23 protein-coding genes, 1 other RNA gene and 1 pseudogene are annotated in these 25668 nt (G+C 35.1%); 21 read left to right on the plus strand and 4 right to left on the minus strand.

Going from position 1 to position 25668, the window contains the following annotated elements; genetic code table 11:
- Positions 1 to 6 precede the first annotated feature (6 nt).
- On the minus strand, positions 7 to 879 hold the full coding sequence (locus AT726_RS09605; protein WP_068759480.1) for a YitT family protein: 873 nt from the start codon (positions 877 to 879) through the stop codon (positions 7 to 9).
- A 105-nt stretch (positions 880 to 984) separates the two neighbouring features.
- Between AT726_RS09605 and dapB the strand changes: the two genes are divergently transcribed.
- The 6 genes from dapB (at position 985) to tnpA (ending at position 5427) form a co-directional block, all read left to right on the plus strand.
- Positions 985 to 1695: a 4-hydroxy-tetrahydrodipicolinate reductase gene (gene dapB / locus AT726_RS09610; protein WP_055277433.1), complete on the plus strand. Its 711-nt coding sequence runs from the start codon at positions 985 to 987 to the stop codon at positions 1693 to 1695.
- Positions 1696 to 1806: 111 nt separating this feature from the next.
- Complete coding sequence (locus tag AT726_RS09615; RefSeq protein WP_068759481.1) at positions 1807 to 2946, plus strand: CCA tRNA nucleotidyltransferase; 1140 nt, start codon at positions 1807 to 1809, stop codon at positions 2944 to 2946.
- A gap of 10 nt (positions 2947 to 2956) precedes the next feature.
- Positions 2957 to 3433 carry a PepSY domain-containing protein gene (locus AT726_RS09620; protein ID WP_055305942.1) on the plus strand — a complete coding sequence of 159 codons (477 nt, stop codon included), beginning with the start codon at positions 2957 to 2959 and terminating at the stop codon, positions 3431 to 3433.
- Positions 3434 to 3444: 11 nt separating this feature from the next.
- On the plus strand, positions 3445 to 4119 hold the full coding sequence (locus AT726_RS09625; RefSeq protein WP_237252528.1) for a DnaD domain-containing protein: 675 nt from the start codon (positions 3445 to 3447) through the stop codon (positions 4117 to 4119).
- A gap of 15 nt (positions 4120 to 4134) precedes the next feature.
- Positions 4135 to 4785: an endonuclease III gene (nth, locus tag AT726_RS09630; protein ID WP_068759482.1), complete on the plus strand. Its 651-nt coding sequence runs from the start codon at positions 4135 to 4137 to the stop codon at positions 4783 to 4785.
- A gap of 186 nt (positions 4786 to 4971) precedes the next feature.
- Positions 4972 to 5427, plus strand: a complete 456-nt coding sequence (gene tnpA / locus AT726_RS09635; protein WP_068759483.1) for an IS200/IS605 family transposase — start codon at positions 4972 to 4974, stop codon at positions 5425 to 5427.
- Positions 5428 to 5597: 170 nt separating this feature from the next.
- Here tnpA and AT726_RS09640 read toward each other — a convergent pair whose 3' ends face one another.
- Together AT726_RS09640 and recU are read right to left on the minus strand one after the other, a co-directional pair.
- Positions 5598 to 8594: a transglycosylase domain-containing protein gene (locus tag AT726_RS09640; protein WP_068759484.1), complete on the minus strand. Its 2997-nt coding sequence runs from the start codon at positions 8592 to 8594 to the stop codon at positions 5598 to 5600.
- A 20-nt stretch (positions 8595 to 8614) separates the two neighbouring features.
- Complete coding sequence (gene recU / locus AT726_RS09645) at positions 8615 to 9193, minus strand: Holliday junction resolvase RecU (protein WP_068759485.1); 579 nt, start codon at positions 9191 to 9193, stop codon at positions 8615 to 8617.
- A 158-nt stretch (positions 9194 to 9351) separates the two neighbouring features.
- Here recU and rnpB point away from each other — a divergent pair.
- The 13 genes and pseudogenes from rnpB to miaA all read left to right on the plus strand — a co-directional run bounded on the left by rnpB (position 9352) and on the right by miaA (position 24184).
- Positions 9352 to 9732, plus strand: an RNA gene (gene rnpB, locus AT726_RS09650) — RNase P RNA component class B.
- Positions 9733 to 9996: 264 nt separating this feature from the next.
- Positions 9997 to 10845 (plus strand): helix-turn-helix domain-containing protein, encoded by an 849-nt coding sequence (locus AT726_RS09655; protein ID WP_068759486.1) that lies wholly within the window; start codon positions 9997 to 9999, stop codon positions 10843 to 10845.
- A 10-nt stretch (positions 10846 to 10855) separates the two neighbouring features.
- The gene (pgsA, locus tag AT726_RS09660) at positions 10856 to 11437 is read left to right on the plus strand and encodes a CDP-diacylglycerol--glycerol-3-phosphate 3-phosphatidyltransferase (protein WP_055243096.1); all 582 of its coding nucleotides are present in this window, start codon (positions 10856 to 10858) and stop codon (positions 11435 to 11437) included.
- Positions 11438 to 11578: 141 nt separating this feature from the next.
- Positions 11579 to 12601: a recombinase RecA gene (gene recA, locus AT726_RS09665; protein WP_055277416.1), complete on the plus strand. Its 1023-nt coding sequence runs from the start codon at positions 11579 to 11581 to the stop codon at positions 12599 to 12601.
- A gap of 361 nt (positions 12602 to 12962) precedes the next feature.
- A complete protein-coding gene (rny, locus tag AT726_RS09670) occupies positions 12963 to 14516 on the plus strand; it encodes a ribonuclease Y (protein ID WP_055243092.1) in 1554 nt (517 codons plus the stop codon).
- Between the two features lie 125 nt (positions 14517 to 14641).
- Positions 14642 to 15433 (plus strand): TIGR00282 family metallophosphoesterase, encoded by a 792-nt coding sequence (locus tag AT726_RS09675; protein ID WP_055243090.1) that lies wholly within the window; start codon positions 14642 to 14644, stop codon positions 15431 to 15433.
- Positions 15434 to 15501: 68 nt separating this feature from the next.
- On the plus strand, positions 15502 to 15765 hold the full coding sequence (locus AT726_RS09680; protein ID WP_006785428.1) for a stage V sporulation protein S: 264 nt from the start codon (positions 15502 to 15504) through the stop codon (positions 15763 to 15765).
- A gap of 192 nt (positions 15766 to 15957) precedes the next feature.
- On the plus strand, positions 15958 to 17466 hold the full coding sequence (miaB, locus tag AT726_RS09685) for a tRNA (N6-isopentenyl adenosine(37)-C2)-methylthiotransferase MiaB (protein ID WP_055241271.1): 1509 nt from the start codon (positions 15958 to 15960) through the stop codon (positions 17464 to 17466).
- Positions 17450 to 17800 carry a YlbF family regulator gene (locus AT726_RS09690; protein ID WP_055241270.1) on the plus strand — a complete coding sequence of 117 codons (351 nt, stop codon included), beginning with the start codon at positions 17450 to 17452 and terminating at the stop codon, positions 17798 to 17800. Before miaB ends, AT726_RS09690 begins: the two co-directional genes overlap by 17 nt.
- 170 nt (positions 17801 to 17970) lie before the next feature.
- Complete coding sequence (gene cotE, locus AT726_RS09695) at positions 17971 to 18513, plus strand: outer spore coat protein CotE (RefSeq protein ID WP_068759487.1); 543 nt, start codon at positions 17971 to 17973, stop codon at positions 18511 to 18513.
- Positions 18514 to 18690: 177 nt separating this feature from the next.
- Complete coding sequence (gene mutS / locus AT726_RS09700; RefSeq protein ID WP_068759488.1) at positions 18691 to 21390, plus strand: DNA mismatch repair protein MutS; 2700 nt, start codon at positions 18691 to 18693, stop codon at positions 21388 to 21390.
- A gap of 46 nt (positions 21391 to 21436) precedes the next feature.
- A pseudogene (gene mutL / locus AT726_RS09705) lies at positions 21437 to 23264 on the plus strand (DNA mismatch repair endonuclease MutL).
- 8 nt (positions 23265 to 23272) lie between these two features.
- Positions 23273 to 24184 carry a tRNA (adenosine(37)-N6)-dimethylallyltransferase MiaA gene (miaA, locus tag AT726_RS09710; protein ID WP_068759489.1) on the plus strand — a complete coding sequence of 304 codons (912 nt, stop codon included), beginning with the start codon at positions 23273 to 23275 and terminating at the stop codon, positions 24182 to 24184.
- Positions 24185 to 24400: 216 nt separating this feature from the next.
- Here the strand turns inward: miaA and lexA are convergent, their stop codons facing one another.
- A complete protein-coding gene (gene lexA / locus AT726_RS09715) occupies positions 24401 to 25051 on the minus strand; it encodes a transcriptional repressor LexA (protein WP_055276315.1) in 651 nt (216 codons plus the stop codon).
- A 150-nt stretch (positions 25052 to 25201) separates the two neighbouring features.
- Here lexA and AT726_RS12875 point away from each other — a divergent pair, with 150 nt between their 5' ends.
- Both AT726_RS12875 and AT726_RS09720 read left to right on the plus strand, forming a co-directional pair.
- The gene (locus AT726_RS12875) at positions 25202 to 25375 is read left to right on the plus strand and encodes a hypothetical protein (RefSeq protein ID WP_156344104.1); all 174 of its coding nucleotides are present in this window, start codon (positions 25202 to 25204) and stop codon (positions 25373 to 25375) included.
- A 43-nt stretch (positions 25376 to 25418) separates the two neighbouring features.
- On the plus strand, positions 25419 to 25661 hold the full coding sequence (locus tag AT726_RS09720) for a DUF896 domain-containing protein (RefSeq protein ID WP_055276317.1): 243 nt from the start codon (positions 25419 to 25421) through the stop codon (positions 25659 to 25661).
- Positions 25662 to 25668 lie beyond the last annotated feature (7 nt).

Consider the following 25668-nt stretch of genomic DNA (forward strand, 5'->3'; position numbering starts at 1 on the left):
TTTTGATTAGTCGAAGTATGGAATACCGTTAGCATCGAAGGTAAAACCTTCTCCTAGTGTTTCGTAAACGTGGCTGACACTTACGAAAGCTTGAGAATCAATTTGATAAATGATTTCTTTTAAGGAACTTAATTCACGTTTATTAATAATAGTTAGGATAATCATTTTATCGCTTTTGTTATATGAACCCATACCGTAAATATATGTCGCTCCACGATTCATTTTGTTATGAATAGCATCTGCAATCTCTTGATATTTATCAGAAATAATTAAGACTTTTTGTCCAGCACGGAATCCTTCTTGGAATTTGTCAATCAGTTGAGCTGCAATATATAATCCAATGATCGTGTAAATGGCATTGGTAAATGATAAGAAGATGATCATTGAAATTCCAATAACGATGGCATCAAAAGCAAACATCGTACGTGCCATTGGAATACCGATTTTATCTTTGATAATTTTTGCGATGATATCAACACCACCTGTTGTTCCACCCGCATTGAAGATAATTCCCAATCCTGTTCCAACGCAAACTCCCATTCCGATAGCTGAAATCATCATATCATTTGGAAGTGGTGGAACAATATGTCCTAACGTTTCAAATAAACTTAAGAACACAGATAACATACATGTTCCAAAAATCGTTAACCAGAATCCTTTTTTACTGAATTGACGGTAACCGATGATTAACATCGGGATGTTTAATAATAAGTTACTAACTCCAGTACTTAGTCCGAACAGATGGAACAAAATAATTGTGATTCCTGTAAAACCACCTTCAGCCATCTGATTGGTAACTGCAAAGTTGATGATTCCAAAGGCCATAATAGCTGTTCCAAGTGTAATTAACAATAGTTGTTTTAATAATTTTGTTGACACGCTGAACCTCCTAGATTTTTTTTCCTTTTATATCTTATTATATCACGTTTAGTCGAAGTTAAAATAAAATAAACTATAAAGATAGGCAAATGGTGGAGGGATATAATGAAAAAAATCGTTGTCGGTGGATTAGAAGGCAAAATGGGGAGTTTTCTTGTTGAAGCGATCAAGGCTGAAGAAGATATAGAGTTAGTTGCAGGGGTAAGTGAAGTTGAACAGTTAGATGGAGAGATTCCCATTTATAATGATATTCAAAAAGTTCTTGATGAAGTTGAGTTTGATGTTTATGTAGATTTCACAGTTTATCAGTTTGCCAAAATGGCGTCTGAGGTCATGTTAAAAGCAGGAAAAGCTATTGTCATTGGAACGACAGGTTTTAATAAAGAGGATTTAGATTATTTAAAAACAATAGCTAAAGAAAATGGCGGGAAAGGCGTCATTGCTCCTAATTTTTCAATTGGTGCGATTTTGATTAATAAGTTTACTGAAATTTGTTCGCACTATTTTGATAACTTTGAAATTGTAGAATATCACCATGTGAATAAAAAAGATCAGCCATCTGGAACGGCTACTTATATTGCGAATACGCTAGATTGTGCGCTTAAACGTAAATTAACATCGACTCATGTTCATAGTGTTCGCATGCCAGGTGTTTTAGCGAAACATCAAGTCTTGGTGAGTGATGAATATCAGACGCTAGAACTTATTCATCAATCAAATAGCCGCCATTCCTTTGAAAAAGGAATTATTCTTGCCATTCGCAAGGTTAGTGAATTGGATGAACTAGTATATGGATTGCAACATTTACTTGATTAAAGCCTTCATATCGAAGGTTTTTTTATGATAAAAAAGTAGAGTATGAGTTGATTATCCACTTTAATGTTAAGTATAATAAGAAGAGTATAATTTTGAGATGGAGTGTTAATCATGGAGTTACTTGCAACTGGAAAAATGGTTTTACAAACATTGAATGAAGCGGGATATGAAGCTTATTTTGTTGGTGGCATGGTTCGTGATCAACTAATTAATCTTCCGATTTATGACATTGATATTACAACATCAGCTAAACCAGAAGTCGTGATGTCGCTGTTTGAAAAAACAATTGCCACAGGATTAGCACACGGAACTGTAACGGTAATCATTAATAAAATTCCAATTGAAGTAACGACTTTTAGAGTAGAGACAGGCTATGCGGATTATCGCCATCCAAATGAAGTGATTTTTACAGCTTCTTTAGAAGATGATTTAAAACGTCGTGACTTTACGATTAATGCCATTGCAAGAGATATTAACGATTGTTTATATGATCCGATGCAAGGGCTTAATGACCTTAACAATCAGTTATTAAAATGTGTAGGTGTACCGACTGAACGTTTTACAGAGGATCCACTTAGAATGCTTCGAGGTATCCGATTTGTTTCCAAGCTTGGGTTTTCATTAGATCACGAAACGTTAGAGGGGATTAAGAAGGTTAGTCCCTTGATTGCACATATCTCAAAAGAGCGTATTAAAAAGGAATTAGAAGGATTGATTCAGGGGAGCTCAAGGCAAGAGGCAATGCATTATTTATATGATACGCAGTTGTTAGAGGCGTTACCTGATTTAGCACCACTTTGTGAGTATCGAAGCTATAATTTTGAATTGTTAACGCATCCGATTTTATTATTTGTACTTGCTAGTCTAAATTTAGAAGAGTTATCAAGGTATTTATCAGCTTGGCCTTTTTCTAAAGAAGAGAAAAAATGTATTCAAGTGCTACGTTCATGTGTTCATTCACCAGTTCCGATGCCTTACTTTACTTATCGTTATGGTGAAACTTGGGCACAACTGTATCATCAACTGATTTGCTTTTTAAATCAGGAGATGAGACCATACGAAGTGATTGAATTACCTCTTCAAACGCGTAAACAATTAGCAATTGATGTAGCAACAATTACAAAAATAATTAATCGCCCAAAAGGGCCGTGGATTCAACAGTTACTAGAGGAGATTGAGTATCAAATTGTAATGAAGCAATTAGTCAATAATCGAGCGGTGCTTATTGAATTTATAAAACAGTACCGATAAGGAGTCAAATATGAATAAAAAAAATAAATGGTTAAAGCGTAGCGTCTTATTAATCATCGTTATTCTTTGTTCAGGTTTAATTTTATTAGCCTCGTATGTTTTACAATATAATAAGACCTTGATGACGTATCAAAAATCGTTAGCTAATTTGCCAGAAGTTTCTGAAGTTTTAGAAATAGCGGAGTATAGTGGTCAAGAGCAGTATTATGTGGCAAAAGTCTTGTTAACATCAAATAAAGAGTATTACTATTTTATTAAAGATAATACCGTTGATTTTAGCTATCCTGTTGAAGAATTGATGACACCTGAGCAAGCAGCACAAAAAGCCCTGTCGCTGATAGCGCAAGGCATAGTAAAACACTATTACTTAGGAATCTACGATGAAAAACCAGTCTATGAAGTATTAGTTTCTTTAGGAGATGAAGAGCATTATATCATTATTGATGCTAAAACTGGTGATGTATTATTACAATTCGATATAAAGTAGGAGAGATTGTGATGTACGAATTATGGAAAGAAAATTTATTAGACTTTAATACGTTATTATTAACAACTTATGGTGAGCTAGGTCTAAATGAACAAGAGTATGTCTTTTTAGTATTATTAGCTCGTTTACTTCAAACAAAGCCAGGAGGATGGACTTTTGCAGAGATTTCAACACATATGACCATTGATGATGCAAATTGTTCATTATTATTTATTAGTCTTGTCGAACGCCAATACATTTCAGTAAGCAGTAAAACAGATTCATTTGGAAAACGATTTGAAGAATATTCAATCTCACCATTATTTGAAAAATTAGAGCGACACTTAAAGCAGAAAAAAACACAGTCTCAATCCTCTCAACGTGAAGAAATTTTTAAAATGATTGAGCAAGAGTTCGGGATTTTAAGTCCACTTGATATTGAGACGATTCATTTATGGATGACAGAGGATAACTTTGATGCGGATTTAATTAAATTGGCTATTCAAGAAATGAACTCGTATCAAATTAAATCGATTCGCTATATTGATAAAATTTTATTAGATTGGAAAAAGAAAAATATTAAGACAGTCGAGGAAGCTAAACGTCAATTAATTGCTTTCCGTCAACGAAAACAAACAGCAGCGACAACATCAACACAAGCCCCTGCTGTCGATCCAAACTTCTATTATGATTGGATGAATGAATAGATAGAGGAGAACATCATGGTATCAAAGAAAAAAGCTGCAGAAATGATCGATGTAATGGAAGAATTATTTCCAGATGCACATTGTGAGTTAAATTTTAAAAATGAATTTGAATTAGTATTAGCCGTTTTATTATCGGCACAAACAACAGATAAAAGTGTGAATAAATTAACAGCTACATTATTTGAGAAATATAAGACACCACAAGATTATCTGAATGTAACATTAGAAGAATTAGAACAAGATATTAAAACCATTGGTTTATATCGAAGTAAAGCAAAAAATATTCAGGCATTATGCCGTTTATTACTTGAAGAATATAATGGTGTTGTACCAAATACATTTGAAGAGTTAGTTAAGTTACCAGGAGTCGGCCGTAAGACGGCAAATGTTGTTTTATCAGTAGGCTTTGATGTCCCACGTATCGCTGTTGATACACATGTCGATCGTATTTCTAAACGCCTTGGATTTGCAAAGGCTGATGATACAGTGTTAGATGTTGAACATAAATTAATGCGACTTATTAAAGAAGAACGTTGGTCTAAATCACATCATTTAATGATTTTCTTTGGCCGTTATCACTGCACAGCTAAAAATCCAAAATGTGAGACATGCCCATTATTTACTTCATGCAAAGAAGGGAAACGTTTAATTAAAAAAGCAAAATAAAAGGATTTCTCATTTGAGGAATCCTTTTTTTATTAAAGGCTTTAGCCTGTTGAGCTCGCGAAGCGTGCGAAACATAAAACCACCTGCTATGCGGGTGGGAAATAAGGGTTATACCACTAAAAAATCACCTTTCTTCCTATAATAGAGTTGTTCAGGCTACTATTTTAGAAGAGAAAGGTGATTTTTATGGCCAATAAGGCAAATAGTTTATCTCACACAAAGTGGATGTGTAAGTATCACATTGTGTTTACTCCTAAGTATAGACGAAAAATAATTTATAATCAATATAAAACCAGTATAAGAGATATATTAAAACAATTATGTGCCTACAAAGGAGTAGAAATAATAGAAGGACATCTGATGCCAGATCATGTCCATATGTTAGTAAGTATCCCACCAAAAATGAGTGTCTCAAGTTTCATGGGATATTTGAAGAGGAAAAGTGCATTGATGATTTTTGATAAACATGCAAATTTAAAATATAAAATTGGAAATAGACACTTTTGGGCCGAAGGATATTACGTAAGTACAGTTGGATTAAATGAAGCAACGATTAAGAAATATATACAGGAACAAGAAAGCCATGATATAGCTATGGATAAATTAAGTGTAAAAGAATATGAAGACCCTTTTAAAGGGTAGCTAGCAATACGAAAACTCCTTTAGGAGTAAGCAAAAGCGGCAAAGGCAAGTAGCTTGAACAAAGTGAAAGCTAGCGCCTTGAGACGCTAGCCGGTAACAAGGGCTTATAGCCCTAGTGAAAACCACCCGTTTGACGGGTGGTTTTTATTGAGCTTAATGATTAGATGGTATTAATCTTCTGAACCTTCATTATCAGGCATATCTTCAGGAGTTGTCGAACCGCCTGCAGGACCTTTTGAAATCGTAATCGTTAATGTTGATCCTGGTGTAATTGAAGATCCGATTCCTGGATTTGAACCGATATATGCTCCACTTGGGATACTATCATGGAATTCTTCTTTAACTTTGATAGTTACTGAGTTTAGGGCAGCCCAAGCTTGATACTGACTAATGAAATCAGGTTCGTTTTTGAAGTTTGGTACAGTTAACTGTGCAGATGCAATAGTAACTGTTAATGTTTCACCAGGAAGTAATGTTCCACTAGCTGGTGATGTTGATAAGACAAGACCATTTGCTATCTCATTTGTCGGAGTCTCAGTATAAGATACTGTAATTCCATTTGCTGTTACCCAATCTTCTACTTGTTGCTTTGTCCAACCTTTCATATTTGGAATATCAACTGGTTTTGAGCAACTATCGCAATCGATCGTAATCGCATTTGAGTTTTCGCTTGTTAATGCTCCTGAATTTTCATAACGTGCTCGGATATAGAAGTCTTTATATTTAGACATATCGCCAATTGAGACATTATCGACTGTTAATGTATTACCTGTTGTTGAACCGAGTAGGATTTCATTTCCATAATGATTTGTAGCATAAACATCGTAAATCGTTTGTCCAATCGTTTGAATTTGTTTAATCATCATACGAAGTTGTGACTCAGTTGGATTTAATGTTGGCACTTGGCTAATCTTTGTTGCTTTAGTGGCTAGATCAGCTGCATAGCTAGCTTTTGATCGAGCCTCATCAAGTGTTAATGTGTAACCTTTAACATGATTCCAAGAGAACTGAAGAGCTGAGCCAGTGTAAGATCCTGTAAAGTTCTGTGGAGTATCTAATTGTTGGAAACGAGTAGATGTTCCGCTTGGTCCATATCCTTTAATAAATAATTCAGAGGATACATATTGGCTTGGTGTGAACTTAGATGGTGATAACACTTCGCCATCTTTATTTCCACTTTCTTGTTCAATGGTGTACGATTGGATACTACTTGGACGAGTTGGCTCTACATAACCTGCTGGATTTAAATACTTCATTAAAGTATTAAATACATACCAAGGTTTTGATTGTGTTGTTTGAGTAATATAACCATCTTTATTATGATTAAATCCAGTCCAAATAGCAGCCGTATAGTAGTTTGAATAACCGACAAACCAAGAATCACGAATAGCATTATCAGGGTAGCCATAAGTGGCACGATCTTTTGGATCTAGATTGGTTGTTCCTGTTTTTCCTGATAAGTACATACCACCAACATTGGCAGTTGTTCCTGTTCCATCTGTCATAACGGTATGTAACATATCTGTTAATAAGTAGGCTGTTTCTTCACTCATGGCACGATGTGATTCTTGATCAGCCTTAATCACTGTTCCATCGCTTGTTACAATCTTTTCAATCATAATGGGTTCGTTATAAATTCCACCATTTCCAAAGGTTGCATAAGCAGCTGCCATTTGTAATGGTGAGAATCCACTTGAAACACCACCAATTGCTGTTGATTCAAATAAAGATCCGTCTGCACTTAGTACTTCTGGTGAGAAAGTAAATCCGAGGTTTTCAGCAAATGTTTTCACATTATCAGCACCTGCTGCATTAAATGCTTTTACGGCTGGTACGTTTAATGATTTATTTAATGCATAACGAATAGTCATGCGACCTTGATAGATATGATTATAGTTATGAACAATTTGTCCACTTCCATCTTGATAAGTATATAACTCATCATCAACAGTTGTACCTGTTCCCCATTTTAAGTATTCAATGGCAGGTCCATAGGCAAAGATTGGTTTTGCTGTTGAACCAGGTTGGCGTTGAAGTTGAGTGGCGAAATTTACCCCACGTTCGATACCTTCTTCATTCACCCCACCACCGATGGCACGAACTTGACCGGTTTGTGTATCCATAAACACAATACCCGATTGAATATCTGTTTTTGAATTCGCAAGCCCAGTAGCAGACCAGTCAACATAGTTGTTAGTATTTTGGATATCGTAGATGAGTTCTTGAGCTTCAGGATCCATGGTTGTATAAATTTGTAATCCTGAGTATGGATTTAAACCATATTTATTTTCAACTTCATTTAAGACAGCATCAATAAATGATTGATATTTTGTTTTATCAGTTGTTTCAGACTCAGTGTAGACTAGCATATCTGTAATAGGCTCAGCTGCTGCTAAGTCTGCTAAGTCTTGAGTAATGTAGCCATGCTTCACCATAAGTTTTAATACTGTATCACGACGTTTTTCAGTTGCATCTGCGTAATGATCGGGGCGATAGGTTGCAGGTGATTGAACGAGTCCTGCTAAAGTCGCTGCTTGTGCTAATGTTAAATCGTCAGCAGTTGTTCCAAAATAGTATTCTGCAGCTTTTTGAATCCCGTTAACACTTCCTCCAAATGGAGAGTAGTTTAAATAGGCTTCAATGATTTGTTCTTTTGTTAAGACTTTTTCAATTTGAATTGATAAGTATAGCTCTTTAATTTTACGATCGATGCTTTTCTCACTTGTTAAGTGAGTTTGTTTAATTAACTGTTGAGTTAATGTACTTGCTCCTTGATCAAAGTCACCTGTTGAAAGATTAGATAGAGCTGCGATTAAGAAACGTTGCCAGTCGGCTCCTCCATGTTCATAGAACTTTGAATCTTCAGTTGCGACAATAGCGTCAATTAAAACAGGAGAAATCTCATCATAAGAAACCCATTCACGTTTTTGAATTCCGAGTTCATCAAGCACATTTCCATCTTTATCATAAATAACTGTTGATTCGGTTGCATAAATTTTTGAGATATCTAGTTCTGGAGCTGTTTCAATTGTTTTGAAAATGATGAAGCTCCCAATCATCATTGCTGCAATTCCCCCCAGCAGCCCAACTAATACGAATGATTTAAAAATTGTTCCGATAGCTTGGAGTAGGGTGAGAGAGAATTTATTACCATTATTTTTCTTCATCTAAGTCACCGCCTTTACGATTATAAGAAAAGTTCTTCAACCACTTTTAAGTAATCGATTCTTGGAAAGGCACCTTCAGGAATTTTTGTTCCATATTGTGCAAATTCTTCACGCCTAATTGAGCGTCTATTACCTAATTTATATTCTTGCCAAAACTTTGCAAGGTTTTCACAAGGTAATAAATAAATTTCATTAAATTTTGAAAACTTCACGAGTAGAAACGTAATTCCACCATGTTTTTTAACTTCAATCATATGATTGACTTGATGTTCATGTAAGTTTTGTAAAGGAAAGATAGTAGCATTTGAAGTCTCTTTTGCTTCGAAATCAATATATCGCCCTTTAAAAATCCCATTAAAGTCAGTCGTTGATGGGGTGCGGAAGTAAGCCTCTGTGATGACAGCAGCCGCACGTTTAGGGTAATGAACTTTAACAATTTGAACAGGTGTTGGTTTTTTGTGGATGACAGCTTTGTTTGCTGCTAAATAGTGTTCATTTGATTTTGTTAAATCATCTTCAAAAGACATCCCACGTTTTCCAAATGAAATGTTTTTTTCACTCGTAAGTGTTGCTTTCTTTTTATGAGGATAATTTACCACAGAATTATACACCTCCTAAGTGTATATCTTATCAAATAAAAGGAAAAAAAGCTAACCTTTCATGATATTTCACCAGGAATTCACACAATTTTTAATACTTATGGATATTATTAACAATTGACTTTTTTGAAGAAGTTTGACATAATAGTATTCCGATAGCATTCGGGTAATTGCGCTGTCATTTATGACGGTGAGGAAAGTCCATGCTCGCACAACCTGCGATGGTTGTAGTGTTCGTGCCTAACGAAACAATAAGTTAGGGCAGTCAAGTTTCTTGGCTGACGGCTGGGAAAATACCTAAGTCGTAAGATATGGTATGAGTACCTTTAAAAGTGCCACAGTGACGATGTCAATCGGAAACGAGAGACGTGGAACGGGTAAACCCCACGAGCGAGAAACCCAAATTTGGTAGGGGCACTCCTAAAGCGGAATTGAACGCATATGGGAGGTAGAGAGTCATCTCTACAGACAGATAATTACCACCTAAGTACGAGGAGGCATCCGTTTGAGTACGACGGTACAGAACATGGCTTACAGATTGCTATTTATGCACTAAATTAAACGATAAGGCACAACATTTAAGTTGTGCTTTTTTAATGATTCTTTTAGACGAAAATGTATGAATTAATTAAATTGACTAAACATATGAATGATTAGAGATGAACAATTTGAAAAAATCTGAATAAACGATATGAAAAATAGTCATACCTTGAAAAAAATCCCTTTATTTACTTTTTTATTAAATATAGGTATGCTATTATTAATTTAGTTTGCTTTTATGGATGTTTATGGGAGGTGCCGAAATGGATTTTTCAAATAAAGAAAACAATCAACAATTAGCTGATTATTTGCGCGAACAACGACAAAATCGCCATCTTAATTTAGAAGATGTAGCTGATAAGATTGGGGTTCCAATTCAGCATTTAAAAAATATTGAAAATGGAAATTTTGATCGCTTTGATACTTTTTATTTGAAAATGTATATTAAAAAATATGCAACATACTTATCATTGAATGTTGAGGAGTTATATCAACAGTTTTATGGAACTCAAATTCAGAAAGAAGTTGAAGTGAAAATTCATAAACAAAAAGTGCAAAAACGTAATCGTAATTTAGGGCGCGTTGCAGGATTAGTATGTGCTGTTTTAGTCATTGCTCTTGGAGTCTTTTACGTAGTAGATGTGGTGAAAAATGCTACGCCTAAAGCGGACAATAATATTGTTATTAATAATCCAAATTCATCAGAGATGGTTGAAAAGGATGAAGAAACACCTGAAACACTAGAGGAAACACCCACACAAGTACCGGAAGAAAAACCACAACAGCCAGTTACAACAGTATCAATGGTTTCTCAACAAAGTAAGGAAGTTATTTTTGATATTGTTACAGATCAAACGGAAGCTGATTTGAAATTAGATTTTACTGCTCCTTGTTGGTTAAGTTTAAACTTAGGTGATCAAAGTTTAATTCCTGGAGAAACATATCAAGCAGGTGGGGTATTTGAACAAAAAATTGCAGGTGATCAATTTGGAACATTAGAGTTTAATGTCGGAGATGCAACAGCAGTTAAAATTTCAGTAAATAATCAAGTGATTGATTTTGAACCTTCAACCCCCCATCAATACATAAAAATTAATATTAAAACTGAGTAGGTGAGAGAGTATGAACTTAGCAAATAAGCTAACGTTATTACGTGTTATTTTAATTCCATTTTTTATTGTTTGTTTTTATATTCCAAATTTAGTGGTAAATACGATTTCAGTAAATAATTATTTAATTCCATATGCTAATCTTTTAGGTTTAGTGATTTTCTTACTAGCGGCTATCACCGATTTTATTGATGGTTATATTGCTCGTAAATATAACATGATTACTGATTTTGGAAAGTTTATGGACCCGTTAGCAGATAAACTATTAGTAACAGCTGCGTTATTAATCTTACTTGAAAATGGATTGATTGCGGGATGGGTTGTGTTTATTATTTTAGCACGTGAATTTATTGTTACCGGATTTAGAACGATTGCTGCTTCGAAAGGTGTTGTAATTGCTGCTGGATGGCTTGGCAAAATTAAAACGGTTGTTCAATTTATTATGATTTCAACGTTATTATTATTAAATTATCCATTTGAGTTATTTAATTGGCCAGTCGATCAAATCTTTGTTGCATTAGCTGTTGTTTTAACAGTAGCATCAGGAGTCGAATACATTTATAAGAACCTTCATATTTTTGATGAAGCTAAATAAAAACAAAAAAGCGAAAATTTGTTCGCTTTTTTGTTGCTTTTAAATAAAAAATAGTTTATTATTGAAATAAATTCGAGGAAATTTGCATCAAATTGAGTATGTTAAATGTAGATAAAAATATAAAATTGGAGGATTAACAATATGAGTAATAATCGTGAAGCAGCTTTAATGCAAGCTTTAAAAAGCATTGAAAAGCAATACGGTAAAGGCTCAGTTATGAAACTGGGTGAAAAAACAGATACGCGTATTGAAGTTGTATCATCAGGATCATTAGCATTAGATTCTGCTTTAGGTGTCGGTGGATATCCACGTGGACGTGTTGTAGAAATTTATGGACCAGAAAGTTCAGGTAAAACAACGTTTGCTTTACATGCGATTGCAGAAGTTCAAAAAGCTGGTGGAACAGCAGCGTTCATCGATGCAGAACATGCATTAGACCCGGCATATGCAGCTAAATTAGGTGTGGACACAGATGAATTATTAGTTTCACAACCTGATACAGGTGAACAAGCATTAGAAATTGCTGAAGCATTAGTTCGAAGTGGTGCAATCGATATTTTAGTTGTCGATTCAGTTGCAGCCCTTGTGCCACGTGCGGAAATTGAAGGTGAAATGGGAGACTCACACGTTGGGTTACAAGCTCGTTTAATGTCACAAGCCTTACGTAAGTTATCAGGGGCCATCAATACAACCAAAACGATTGCTATTTTTATTAACCAAATTCGTGAAAAAGTTGGAGTTATGTTTGGGAATCCTGAAGTAACACCTGGTGGACGTGCCTTAAAATTCTATTCAACAATTCGTTTAGAAGTACGCCGTGGAGAAGCTATTAAATTAGGAACTGACATTGTTGGAAACGTCGCAAAAATAAAAGTGGTAAAAAATAAAGTGGCTCCACCTTTTAAAGCGGTTGAAGTAGACGTTATGTATGGTGAAGGAGTCTCTAAACAAGGTGAGATTTTAGACCTTGCAGTGGATTACAATATTATTGAGAAAAGTGGATCTTGGTATTCGTACAATGGTGAGAAAATGGGACAAGGACGTGAAAATGCGAAATTGTTCTTAAAAGAAAATCCATTTATTATGGAAGAGATTGCTGATTTAATCCGTGCGGAATTAAGTATTCCAACATCTAATCCTGAAGATATAATGTCAGAAGAATAAAAAAGTGTCTTTGAAGTTGAAACTACTTAAAAACTAAGTCTTAATAAAATTAAAAGATTAAAAGGAATTTAGTGATTGAAAAAAACCTGAGAAAATAGACCTGTTAGGCGCTATTTTCTCAGGTTTTTGTTTATTTTTGGATCATTTTTAGGACATTAATTTAATGATAGAGTTTTTTTTAGTTGCCTCCAAAAATTGGGACACTTTTTTTAGATTGTAGTGGAATTCTTGACATGTTATTACAATAATATTAAAATAAACAATGTAGTATTATATCATAATACTAATTATCTTAAAACTATAGAGCCGTTAAATAGATCTATGGCGGATAATCGTATATCAAATAATTGGAGGTGTGCATATGATTGAATTTATCATCTCCATTTTGCTAGTAGGGATAGGGTTAGTTATTGGGTATTTTATGAGAAAGAAAGTGTATGAAGCTGAGTTAGAGAGAGCTCAACAAACAGCTACACATATAATCTCAAAAGCTGAAAAAGAAGCGGAATCAAAAAAGAAAGAAGCACTTTTAGAAACGAAAGAAGAAGTTCAACGACTTAAAGTTGATGCAGAACGTGACATTAAGGAGAAGAAAACGGAACTCGTACGTTTAGAAGAGCGTTTAGTACAACGAGAAGAGACGATTGATCGTCGTATTTTAAATTTAGAAAAGCGCGAAATTGCTCTTGAGAAAAAAGATGAAGCTATCGCTGAAAAACAACTCGAACTAAAAGAACTAAAAAGCAAAGTGGAAGAAACTTTAGAAGGACAACGACAAAAATTAGTCGAAATTTCAGGCTTAACAACAGAAGAAGCTCGTGACATTATCTTTAGACAAGTTGAAGATGAGATGTCTCACGAAGTTGCTAAGTACATTAAAGAAGAAGAAGAGAAAGCTCGTTTAGAAGCTGATAAAAAGGCGAAAGAATTAATCGTCTTAGCGATTCAAAAATATGCTTCAGAACAAACAAGTGATTACAGTGTCAATGTAGTGAACTTACCAAGTGATGAGATGAAGGGACGTATTATTGGTCGTGAAGGACGTAATATTCGTACGATTGAATCATTAACGGGGGTTGATTTAATCATCGATGATACGCCTGAAGCAGTCGTTTTATCATGTTTTGATCCAATCAGACGTGAAGTGGCGCGCATTACATTAGAAACATTAGTTCAAGATGGTCGAATTCATCCAGCGCGTATTGAAGAAATTGTAGAAAAGACACGTCGTGAAGTTGATTTACGTGTTCGTGAATACGGAGAAAATGCGGTATTTGAAGTTGGAATTGGAAAAGTTCATCCGGATTTAATGAAAATTTTAGGACGCTTAAATTATCGTACAAGTTATGGGCAAAATGTTTTAAAACACTCAATGGAAGTAGCTTTCTTATCAGGAATTATTGCTGCAGAACTTGGAGAAGATGTAAAGTTAGCAAAACGTGCCGGATTGCTTCATGATATCGGAAAAGCGGTTGATCATGAGGTTGAAGGTAGCCACGTTGAAATTGGTATTGAGTTGGCAACTCGTTATCGCGAACACCCAGTTGTTATCGATGGAATTGCATCTCACCATGGAGATCGTGAACCTCAAAGTTTAATTGCAGTCATTGTTGCAGCGGCAGATACATTATCGGCTGCAAGACCAGGTGCACGAAGTGAATCATTAGAGAACTACGTGAAACGTCTAGAGCAACTCGAAAATATTGCTTGTCGATTCGAAGGGGTTGAAAAAGCCTTTGCGATTCAGGCAGGACGTGAAGTACGTGTTGCGGTTATTCCTGAACAACTTGATGATGTTCAAGCACATCGTGTTGCGCGTGAAATTCGTCAAACGATTGAAAATGAGCTAGAGTATCCAGGAAATATTAAAATCACAGTTATTCGTGAAACTCGAGCTGTGGAAACTGCAAGATAACACGCTAAATTTATGTGATTGACTAAAGAGCTATTAATGTGTTAGCATTAATAGCTCTTTAATATGTATACTAATTATATAAAAGTAAATACAGATTTTAAGTAACCACTAGAAAGGCTGATAGAATGAAAATTTTATTTATTGGAGACATTTATGGATCGCTAGGACGCCAAATGATTCAAGAACAATTACCGAAAATTAAGGAGACTTATAAACCTCACTTCATTATTGCAAATGGTGAAAATATTTCTCATGGAAAAGGAATTAATGAAAAGTATTATAAGTTTTTATTAGAGCAAGGTGTCAATGTGGTCACACTTGGAAACCATACGTGGGATAATCGTTCTATCTTTGATTTTATTGATGATGCAGATAAGTTAGTTCGACCAGCAAACTTCCCGGAATCAAATCCAGGAAAGGGTTTAACCTTTGTTAAGTTTAATTCACATGAAGTGGCTGTTATTTCAATCCAAGGACGTACATTTATGCCAATGATTAACTGTCCATTTGAAAAAGTTGAGCAGTTAGTTGAAGAGGCAAAGAAACGTACTAATATTATTTTTGTCGACTTCCACGCGGAAGCAACAAGTGAGAAAGTAGCTATGGGGTACTTCTTAGATGGACGTGTAAGTGCTGTTGTAGGAACACATACACACGTACCAACAGCTGATGATCGTGTTTTATCAAAAGGAACTGCTTATATTACTGATGTTGGAATGACAGGACCTTTAGATGGGGTAATCGGTGTTGAACGTGAAAATGTAATTAATAAGTTTCTAACTGGATTACCGATTCGTTTTAATGCTGTTGAACAAGGGGCAGCACAGTTAAATGCTGTCTTAGTTGATATTAACGAGAAGACGGGGAAAGCTTCATCTATTCAACGTATTAATTTGAAGAAAGAATCAACTTTATAAAAATTAGTCATGTATTAGGGTGAGAGAGCATAGACTTACTGTGTAAAACAAAACAGAGGGGGACTAGTATGGAAGTATTAAAAGTATCATCAAAATCTAATCCTAATTCAGTTGCGGGTGCTTTAGCAAATGCATTTCGTGAAAGAGGGCTTGTTGAAATTCAGGCAATTGGAGCAGGAGCATTAAATCAAGCAGTGAAAGCCATTGCTATTGCTAGAGGATATGTAGCACCGACTGGTAAAGATTTAATTTGTATTCCGGCGTTTACTGATATCTTAATTGATGGAGAAGAACGTACGGCAATTAAACTGATTGTTGAATCAAGACAATAGTTTTGAGTAGAAAAGACTAGTGGCTATAAATGGTCACTAGTCTTTTTTTGTATCCTTTTTTAAAGGGGTAAAGCGAGATGGACATGAGTTGATTATTGTATATGTTGTAAGGTATAATAGACAAAGTGACTCGTGTTTTGTCACATAGAGAATAAAGTGGATTAATAAAGCTTTAAGATATAGGTGATAAGGATGAATGAACAACAAAAAGAATTATCGTTACAAGCAAATCAGCCAAAAGCTGAAAAAGATTATAGCCGCTATTTCCAACGTCCAAGCATCAATAGCGCTCGTAAACGTAGCCGTGAACAAGCACACGTTCACCGTGATTTCGTTATTGAACAGTCAATTAAGAATATTGGAAAAGGGAAGAAGTATTTAATTCAAACTTATGGTTGTCAAATGAATGAGCATGATTCAGAAGCGATTATCGGTATTGCAGAAGAATTAGGGTATAGTAAAGCTGAATCACAAGAAGAAGCTGATTTAATTATCTTAAATACGTGTGCTATTCGTGAAAACGCAGAAAACCGTGTCTTTGGTGAATTAGGGCGTTTAAAACGTTTAAAACGCACAAATCCTGATTTGATTTTAGGGGTTTGTGGATGTATGTCACAAGAAGAAAAAGTCGTTAATCAAATCATGGAAAAATACCAATATGTTGATTTAGTTTTCGGAACACATAACATCTACCGCTTACCAGAGTACATTCATAATGCATTAATGGGGAAAGAACGCGTGATTGAAGTTTGGTCTCAAGAAGGAGAAATTATTGAGAACATGCCTCGTACACGTCAAGGAAGTATTAAGGCATGGGTAAATATTATGTATGGTTGCGATGAATTCTGTACATACTGTATTGTACCGTATACACGTGGTAAAGAGCGTAGCCGTTTACCAGAAGATATCATTGCTGAGATTCAACACTTAGCAGCGGAAGGATATCAAGAAGTCACATTATTGGGACAAAACGTTAATGCATACGGAAAAGACTTCAAAGACCGTGAATATACATTCGGTGATTTATTAAACGATTTAAATAAAATCGATGTTCCACGTATCCGTTTCACAACATCACATCCACGTGATTTTGATGAAAAAACAATCGCAGCTTTAGCGAAACGTGGAAACTTAGTGGAGCATATCCATTTACCAGTTCAATCTGGAAATAATGAAGTTTTAAAACGTATGAACCGTAAATATACACGTGAAATGTATTTACAGTTAGTTCGTGATCTTAAAGCGGCGATCCCAGGCGTATCAATTACAACAGATATTATCGTTGGATTCCCAGGTGAAACAGAGGAACAATTCCAAGATACATTATCATTAGTAGAAGAGGTAGGATATGAAGGAGCCTTCACATTCATCTTCTCTCCACGTGAAGGAACACCAGCTGCACGTATGGAGGATAACGTATCTGAAGCGGATAAAAAAGATCGTTTAAATCGCTTAAATGAAGCAATTAATCGTGGATTCCGCGCTGGAAATAAACGCTTTGAAGGGCAAATCGTTGATGTTTTAGTTGAAGGAACAAGTAAAAATGATGATACGATGTTAGCGGGATATACACGCCACAATAAGCTAGTTAACTTCAAAGGAGATGCGTCTAAAATCGGTCAAATCGTTAATGTTAAAATCACTGAAGCTAAAACATGGCATTTAGCTGGAGAGATGGTTAACGATGACACAACAAACTAACTTACCTTCTTTTGAAAAATTAAAAGAAAAATTAGCAACCGATCCGATTATGGAACGTTATCGTCAATTAACGCAAAAGGTTCACCAAAATGAAAAACTACTAGCTTTATATGATGAATATATTAAAAAACAAAAAGAGCTCATTAAATTTGAGCATTATGGAAAATTGAATGCGAAGTTACAAAAAGAAGCTGAAATGAAAGCTTTAGAAGACGAGCTTTACGATAATCCGCTCTTTAATGAATATATTCAGACTCAGATTGAGTTGAATGAACTCTTTTCGACGATGACTCATATAATACAATATAAGGTTAATAAACATCTTAGTGAATAGCTAAGATGTTTTTTAATTTTACATACTTTTGTGAGGCCAATGGGTGATAGGCGTTCAGGAAAATTCGTGAGGAGGCATGAAGTTTTTCTTGAATGAAATCTCATAAAGTCATTCAATTAAGTATCAAATAGGTTAAGAGCTGAATATAGTATCAGTGAGGAGGTATTAGGATGAATGATATTCGTGAAATTGTAACAAAAGCCGTAATCGGTAAAGGTAAAAAAAGATTTAAAATCACATCACCTCTTAATGATTTAAGAAGCCCAGCAGATAGTATCTTAGGATGCTGGATTATTAATCATAAATTCGGAGCAAGAAAATGTGATGATTCTGTTGATGTAAAAGGGGTTTATGACATTAACGTGTGGTATTCATTTGCTGATAATACACAAACTGAAGTAGCGCGTCAAACAATTGAATATGATGATCAAGTTAATGTTCATCGTACCATCCGTGATTGCTTATATGAAGGTGATGAAGTCATTGCGAGAACCATTCAACAACCAACTTGCGTTGATGCAAGAATTGAAGATGGTGAAATCGTTGTTGAAGTTGAGTTCGAAATTGTGGTTGAAGTCATTGGGGAAACAAAAATGCGTGTGTCAATCTTAGGGCCAGTTGAAAACGACTGCGATACAGACGATGAAGAAGATGAAATCGACCAACAAATTAATCCAAACTTCTTAAAAAACTCACCTTTTAGAGGAGAATAAGGCAGAAATGCCTTATTCTTTTTTTTATTTCTGAGAAAATTATTCGAATGATTAAAACTCCTTAAATTCGTCTATCATAGAAGAAATTGAAATGTTTGTAATCGCGCCTTCCGAACGTCCTTAAATCGACACTTTATGCTATAATAAAAACATGTGAAAAAAGAAGGAGTTTTTATCATGCGAGATAAGTCTAAATACACACCTATGATGCAACAATATTTGACTATCAAAGAGAATTATCAAGACGCCTTTGTCTTTTTTAGATTAGGTGATTTTTATGAGCTATTTTTTGAAGATGCCCAATTAGCATCAAAAGAATTAGAAATTGCGCTAACTGGTCGTGAAGCAGGAGCTGAAGAACGTGTTCCTATGTGTGGGGTTCCTCATCACTCAGCTGAAAATTATATTAATCGTTTAATTGAACGTGGTTATAAAGTGGCGGTTTGTGAGCAGGTTGAAGACCCAGCGAGTGCGAAAGGGGTTGTTCGCCGTGAAGTCGTTCGTTTATTAACACCAGGAACAGTCATGAATCAAACGGCATTAAATGAAAAAGAAAATAACTTTATTTTATCAGTCGTTTCTTTTGAGGATGCCTATGCTATTGCGTACAGTGATTTATCAACCGGAGAAAACTATGCGATGCGTTTACCGAAAGAGGATCAATCATTAGTCGGGGAATTAATTAGTTTAGGATGTAAAGAAATCGTTATTGGATCTGACGTTGATGTTAAAATATTTGATAACTTACGTGCACTCAAACAAATCGTGTTATCGTATGAAGAAGAACGCCTGATTCCAATTGAATATCAAATTTTAGCAGAGGAAGTGAACGATGGTTATTTAACGCAAGCCTTTGGTCGTTTAGTCAACTATCTAGTTCGTACGCAAAAAAGTGCACTCGGTCACTTACAACCGATTAGTTTAACAAAGAATGAAGACTATTTAAGCATAGATTATAATTCACGCCGAAACTTAGAGTTAACAGAGACCATTCGTTCAAAATCACGTCAAGGTTCATTACTTTGGTTACTTGATAAAACAAAGACTGCAATGGGAAGTCGTTTATTAAAACAATGGATTGAACGTCCATCAATTAATGCACAAATGATTAATGAACGTTTAGATGTAGTTGAATCATTCATGAGTGATTTTATGTTAAAAGAGGAGTTAAAGCGTCACTTAGATGAAGTTTATGACTTAGAACGTTTATCAGGGCGTATTGCGTTTGGAAATGCGAATGCACGTGATTTATTACAATTAAACTCGTCATTAAATCAAATCCCGCATATTAAAGCATTATTGAGTCAATTGCCAATGCCCACCATCCAGCAACAATTAGCTCGTATGGCGGATTGTTCTCATATTACGGATATTTTAGAAAAAGCAATCGTTGACAATCCACCCATTGGAATTAAAGAGGGTGGTATCATTAAAGATGGCTATCATGAGACACTAGATGAGTATCGTTACATTGTGACACATGGGAAAGAGTGGATTTTAGCATTAGAAGCGGCCGAACGTGAAAAGACAGGGATTCGTTCGTTAAAGATTAAATATAACAAAGTGTTTGGTTACTATATTGAAATTAGTAAAGCGAACTTACACTTAATTCCTGAAGATGCTGGTTATGAGCGTAAACAAACGTTGGTTAATGCGGAGCGCTTCATTACCAAAGAATTAAAAGAAAAAGAAAATTTAATTTTAAATGCAGAAGAAAAATCGATTCAATTAGAATATGAATTATTTAGTGAGTTACGCCAACTTGTTAAAAATGAGATTCCAAAGATTCAACAGATTGCAAAAGTGATGGCTTATTTTGATGTCCTTCAATCCTTTGCAACGATTAGTGAAGAGAATCGCTATACACGCCCTCAATTAAATCGTGAGCATATCATTGATATTAAAGATGGACGTCATCCAGTAGTTGAAAAGGTATTAAAAGACACACAATATGTTGAAAATGATTGTGTGATGCCATCAGATTTATCCATCTTGTTAATAACAGGTCCTAACATGTCGGGGAAATCGACGTACATGCGTCAATTAGCTTTAATTGCCATTATGGCTCAAATCGGATGTTATGTGCCGGCAAGTGTCGCTAATGTACCAATCTTTGATCAAATTTTTACACGTATTGGTGCAGCTGATGATTTAGTTTCAGGACATAGTACATTTATGGTTGAAATGATGGAAACGAATTATGCGCTTGAACATGCTACGAAAGATAGTTTAATTTTACTTGATGAAATTGGACGTGGAACAGCAACGTTTGATGGAATGGCCTTGGCACAATCCATTATTGAGTATGTTCATGATAAAGTCGGAGCGAAAACATTATTCTCGACACACTATCATGAGTTAACTCAATTAGAAGAGAAGTGTGAGCATTTAGAAAATCGTCATGTGCGTGCTGAAGAGCACGAAGGACAATTAATCTTCATGCATAAGGTCATGGAAGGACCATCAGATAAGAGTTACGGGATTCATGTCGCACAGATTGCAAAGCTTCCGACAAGTTTAATTTCTCGTGCGAAACAATTATTAGATGCGCTTGAACAAGATAAAACAGCCATTCAAAACTCACTAGAAACGGCAGTGAAAGTGGAGGCACAACCTGTTCAAGATCTCCCAGTAGTAAAGGAACCAGAGGTAAAGCTACAACCAGTTCTTGAAGCTGAGCAAGGACAGCTTTCGTTATTTGGAGTTGTAGAATCTCCGAAAAAAGAAAAAGCAAAAGTTGAAGTTAAAGTAGAATATGTAAATCCTTATGAAGATATCATTAAGGAACTAGATCAGATTGATTTATATCAATTAACACCAATGCAGGCGATGAATGTCATGTATGAATTAAAGGTGAAAATGAATCAAAGAAAGTAGGTGACTTATGGGAAAAATACAGCGTATGAGTGAGCAACTGGCCAATATGATTGCAGCGGGAGAGGTCATTGAACGTCCCGCCTCGGTCGTGAAAGAGTTGCTTGAAAATGCGATTGATGCCCAAAGTACGAATATTGAAATTCATTTACAAGATTCAGGTGTTCGTCAAATTAAAGTCATTGATAATGGAGAAGGGATGAGTGAAGAAGACGCTCATCTCGCCTTTGAACGTCACGCCACAAGTAAGGTTAAAACACAATATGATATATTTAGAATTCAAACGCTTGGGTTTCGAGGTGAGGCCCTTCCGTCAATTGCTTCAGTTTCAGATGTTCATGTAAAAACATCAGATGGCATCAATAGTGGATTGCATTTAAATATTAAAGGTGGCGATGTTCTTGCATCAAAAACCAGGTGTCATGCGTAAGGGAACTGAGATGGAAGTGAATCATCTGTTCTTTAATACACCAGCTCGTTTGAAACATATTAAATCGTTGAATACTGAACTGAGTCATATCACAGATTATATCAATAAGATTGCACTTTCTCATCCAGAGATTGCGTTTAAATTATTTAATAATCAACGACTATTATTCCAAACGAATGGTCAAAATAATTTACAAAGTGTCATTGCTAGTGTTTATGGTTTTGATATTGCGAAAAAGATGATCCCTTTTTCAGCGAAAAATGATACATATGAAATTTCAGGATTTATTAGTGATCCTATCATTAACCGTGCGTCTCGAAATTATATGACGATTATTGTAAATGGGCGTGCGATTCGTAATTATAATGTCATGCGCTCTATTTTAGAAGCCTATCATACCTTATTACCTAAAGATAAATATCCGATTGTGGTGCTTAATCTAAAGCTTGATCCGATGTTAGTGGATGTTAATGTTCATCCTGCTAAACTAGAGGTTCGCTTTTCACAAGAAGAAGCGCTAAGAACGTTTATTTACACAGAAATTAAAAAAGTGTTAAATCACGTGGAGTATATTCCACAACCAGAAATTAAAGCTCCCGTTATGCCTCAGTTATCAAAATCAGTTCAACAAACGCTAAGTTTCCAGGCACCCAAAGTAGAGACACCGTCAAAAGTAATTGAACCAGAACCAATGGTGATGAAGCAAAAGTTAGTCATTGAAGAAATTCAAGAGAGTACGGTCGTGACTGATGTGGAAGCGAATTCAGTTCACGAGGAGTCAGTTGAAACGATCGCACAATCAGTACCTTTAGCCCAATCGAGTCAAGAGAAACTTAAAGTGGTGGCACCAACGAAACTGGAAGAAGCGAAACTTGAACTTTATTATATTGGACAACTTCATGGAACGTATTTACTTGCTCAAAATGAAGAAGGACTATTTATTGTTGATCAACATGCAGCGATGGAGCGTGTGCAATATGAGAAAAATTATCAACTCTTACGTGATGTGAGTGGAGATTGTGTCGAGTTGTTGATTCCTATTGTATTAAAATATGCAGCTAACGAACTATTACTTTTAAAAGAAGCCCTTCCATCTTTAATGAAATTTGGTTTTGAAATTGAAGAATTCGGAGGTCAATCATTAGTCGTTCGTAGTATTCCTGTTTGGGCACAGAAATTGGATGCGAAATCGATTGTTGAGACAATTTTACATCAGGTGATTTTAGATAACCAAGTTGATATTGGGAAGTTGCGTGAATCAGTGGCAATTATGATGAGTTGTAAAGGATCAATTAAAGCGAATCAGTACATTAATGAGTATGAAATTAAAGAGTTGCTTCAAAGCCTTTGTTATTGTGAGCAACCTTATACGTGTCCGCATGGACGTCCGATTATCGTAAAAATGACAAAGTATGAAATTGAAAAATTGTTTAAACGCGTAATGTAGGTGAAAAAATGGATGTATTATGTATTGTTGGCCCAACAGCCGTTGGGAAAACCAAAATGAGTATCGAGTTGGCGAAGCAATTAAATGGTGAAATTATTAGTGGCGACTCGATGCAGATTTATCGTGGAATGGACATTGGAACAGCTAAAGCAACAATGGATGAGCGCCAAGGGATTCCACATCATTTAATCGATGAAAAAAATCCAGATGAACCATATTCTGTAGCCGCATTCCAACAAACCGTTCGTGCTAAAATGGAAGAGATTAAATCTCGTGGAAAGCTACCGATTATCGTGGGTGGAACAGGATTATATATTAAAAGTGTTTTGTATGATTATGAATTTGCTGGAGAATCTGAATCAAAAGAGGTTGATGAAGCGAAGTATGGTCATTTAAGTAATGAAGAGTTACATGCTAAACTGGCAACCGTTGATGAAGCGGGGGCAAAAGACATTCATCCTAATAACCGTAAGCGTGTCATTCGAGCACTTGAAATTTATGAAACTTCAGGGGTTAAAAAATCTGAAATGATTGAAAAACAAGAACATAAAATGATTTATGACGCTTGCTTAATCGGATTAACGGATGATCGTACTGTTTTATATGATCGTATCAATAAGCGTGTCGATGTGATGTATGAAACAGGATTAGTTGAAGAAGTAAAAGCTTTATTTGATCAAGGTATTCCAGCTGAATCTCAATCGATTCGAGCGATTGGATATAAAGAACTGTATGATTATTTTAAGGGATTCATTTCATTAGAAGAAAGTAAAGAATTAATTAAACGAAATTCCCGACGTTATGCAAAACGTCAATATACATGGTTTAATAATCAAATGGATGTTACATGGTTTAAGGTTGATGTACAACATTTTGATAAAACAGTTCAAGAAGTGTTAACTTATGTTCAGAATAAATAAAAAGGAGGCTTTTAATCTCCTTTTTATTTGCTTTGAATAGGGGTGACCATTAAGGTTTGGTTGAATTGCTATCAAATCCTTTGGAGTTGGTAGACTTACTATAAGATGCTTTAATATCAAAGCAGTTTAATAAATAATTTTAAAATAAATTTCTAGACAGGATATTTAGTCACTAACAAAAAACACCTTACTGAAAAGTCAGTAAGGTGTTTTTTGTTAGTGCATTGTTCTAAATAGTCCAATGACTTTCCCAACAATGATTACATTTTTTGCAATGATAGGTTCTAATAAATCGTTTTCTGGTTGTAAACGAATATAGTCTGATTCTTTAAAGAATCGTTTAACTGTTACTTCGTGATCATCCTCTAGCATGGCAACAACAATTTCACCGTTTAGTGCATCTTGTTGTTGTTGAACAATAATTTGATCGCCATCATGAATTCCAGCATTGATCATAGAATCACCACGAACATTTAACATAAAGACTTGTTGGTTTGATGGGATTAAATGTGTCGGAAGGGGAAAGAAATCATCAGGATTCTCAATTGCTTCAATTGGTGTCCCTGCTGTTACTTTACCGATGACCGGAACATTAATAACCGATTTTAATTCAATAACATTTGATGCTTGTTTTGGCTCTTCTTGTTTTGAGTCTGGTGATAAGATTACAATTCCACGTGTTGTTGACTTATCTTTACGAATAAGTCCCTTTTTTTCAAGTTGATTTAATTGATTATGAACGGATGCAGTAGATGATAATCCAACAGCTAATCCAATTTCACGGACACTGGGTGGATACCCTCGTTTATCAACTTCTTCTTTAATAAAATCAAGGATCGCTTGTTGACGTTTAGTAATAGGTTTCATGTTCTCTGACCTCCTTCCATTTAATAAGTTTATTATATCAGTAAATGTAGAATAAGGCAAACGTTTGTTCTTTTTGTGTTGACAACGAACAAGTGTTCTAATATAATAAAAAGCATAAATCGAACATTTGTTTTAAAAAGAGGGATTGAGATGTTTAATAAAATTTGTTTATTTATTTATGAATACCGTTGTTTATTAGGAGTTTATTGTTTTGGTTTAGCTCTATTAGGACTTTGTTTTGTTGACTTTACAACTTTAATTGAAAGCTTTAAGCCGCAAATGATTATTCCTTTTTTAGAAGTTATTGCTTATCAAGTGAAGTGAAATTTGGTATATTAATGAGGGTAGGATTAACGGAGGTGACGACATGTTAACAGCAGAAAAATTGAATCGTCTAAATGAACTTGCAAAAAAGAAGAAACTTGGAACAATCACGGATGAAGAATTAAAAGAACAACAAGCATTACGTGAAGAATATTTAGTGACTTTTAGAGAAAGTATGAAAAATACAATCGAAAACGTTCGTGTGATCGATCCAAATGGTGAAGATGTAACGCCTGAAAAATTAAAACAAATTCAAGCGAAGCGTCATACAGAAGAGATTCATTAAAATAAAA

Source organism: Turicibacter sp. H121 (assembly GCF_001543345.1).
Taxonomy (GTDB): domain Bacteria; phylum Bacillota_I; class Bacilli_A; order MOL361; family Turicibacteraceae; genus Turicibacter; species Turicibacter bilis.

Excerpts from the sequence above, each read along its gene's own strand:
- dapB (WP_055277433.1), top strand. The coding sequence starts at position 985 with ATGAAAAAAATCGTTGTCGGTGGATTAGAAGGCAAAATGGGGAGTTTT.
- AT726_RS09615 (WP_068759481.1), top strand. The coding sequence starts at position 1,807 with ATGGAGTTACTTGCAACTGGAAAAATGGTTTTACAAACATTGAATGAA.
- AT726_RS09620 (WP_055305942.1), top strand. The coding sequence starts at position 2,957 with ATGAATAAAAAAAATAAATGGTTAAAGCGTAGCGTCTTATTAATCATC.
- AT726_RS09625 (WP_237252528.1), top strand. The coding sequence starts at position 3,445 with ATGTACGAATTATGGAAAGAAAATTTATTAGACTTTAATACGTTATTA.
- nth (WP_068759482.1), top strand. The coding sequence starts at position 4,135 with ATGGTATCAAAGAAAAAAGCTGCAGAAATGATCGATGTAATGGAAGAA.
- tnpA (WP_068759483.1), top strand. The coding sequence starts at position 4,972 with ATGGCCAATAAGGCAAATAGTTTATCTCACACAAAGTGGATGTGTAAG.
- AT726_RS09640 (WP_068759484.1), bottom strand. The coding sequence starts at position 8,594 with ATGAAGAAAAATAATGGTAATAAATTCTCTCTCACCCTACTCCAAGCT.
- AT726_RS09655 (WP_068759486.1), top strand. The coding sequence starts at position 9,997 with ATGGATTTTTCAAATAAAGAAAACAATCAACAATTAGCTGATTATTTG.
- pgsA (WP_055243096.1), top strand. The coding sequence starts at position 10,856 with ATGAACTTAGCAAATAAGCTAACGTTATTACGTGTTATTTTAATTCCA.
- recA (WP_055277416.1), top strand. The coding sequence starts at position 11,579 with ATGAGTAATAATCGTGAAGCAGCTTTAATGCAAGCTTTAAAAAGCATT.
- rny (WP_055243092.1), top strand. The coding sequence starts at position 12,963 with ATGATTGAATTTATCATCTCCATTTTGCTAGTAGGGATAGGGTTAGTT.
- AT726_RS09675 (WP_055243090.1), top strand. The coding sequence starts at position 14,642 with ATGAAAATTTTATTTATTGGAGACATTTATGGATCGCTAGGACGCCAA.
- AT726_RS09680 (WP_006785428.1), top strand. The coding sequence starts at position 15,502 with ATGGAAGTATTAAAAGTATCATCAAAATCTAATCCTAATTCAGTTGCG.
- miaB (WP_055241271.1), top strand. The coding sequence starts at position 15,958 with ATGAATGAACAACAAAAAGAATTATCGTTACAAGCAAATCAGCCAAAA.
- AT726_RS09690 (WP_055241270.1), top strand. The coding sequence starts at position 17,450 with ATGACACAACAAACTAACTTACCTTCTTTTGAAAAATTAAAAGAAAAA.
- cotE (WP_068759487.1), top strand. The coding sequence starts at position 17,971 with ATGAATGATATTCGTGAAATTGTAACAAAAGCCGTAATCGGTAAAGGT.
- mutS (WP_068759488.1), top strand. The coding sequence starts at position 18,691 with ATGCGAGATAAGTCTAAATACACACCTATGATGCAACAATATTTGACT.
- miaA (WP_068759489.1), top strand. The coding sequence starts at position 23,273 with ATGGATGTATTATGTATTGTTGGCCCAACAGCCGTTGGGAAAACCAAA.
- lexA (WP_055276315.1), bottom strand. The coding sequence starts at position 25,051 with ATGAAACCTATTACTAAACGTCAACAAGCGATCCTTGATTTTATTAAA.
- AT726_RS12875 (WP_156344104.1), top strand. The coding sequence starts at position 25,202 with ATGTTTAATAAAATTTGTTTATTTATTTATGAATACCGTTGTTTATTA.
- AT726_RS09720 (WP_055276317.1), top strand. The coding sequence starts at position 25,419 with ATGTTAACAGCAGAAAAATTGAATCGTCTAAATGAACTTGCAAAAAAG.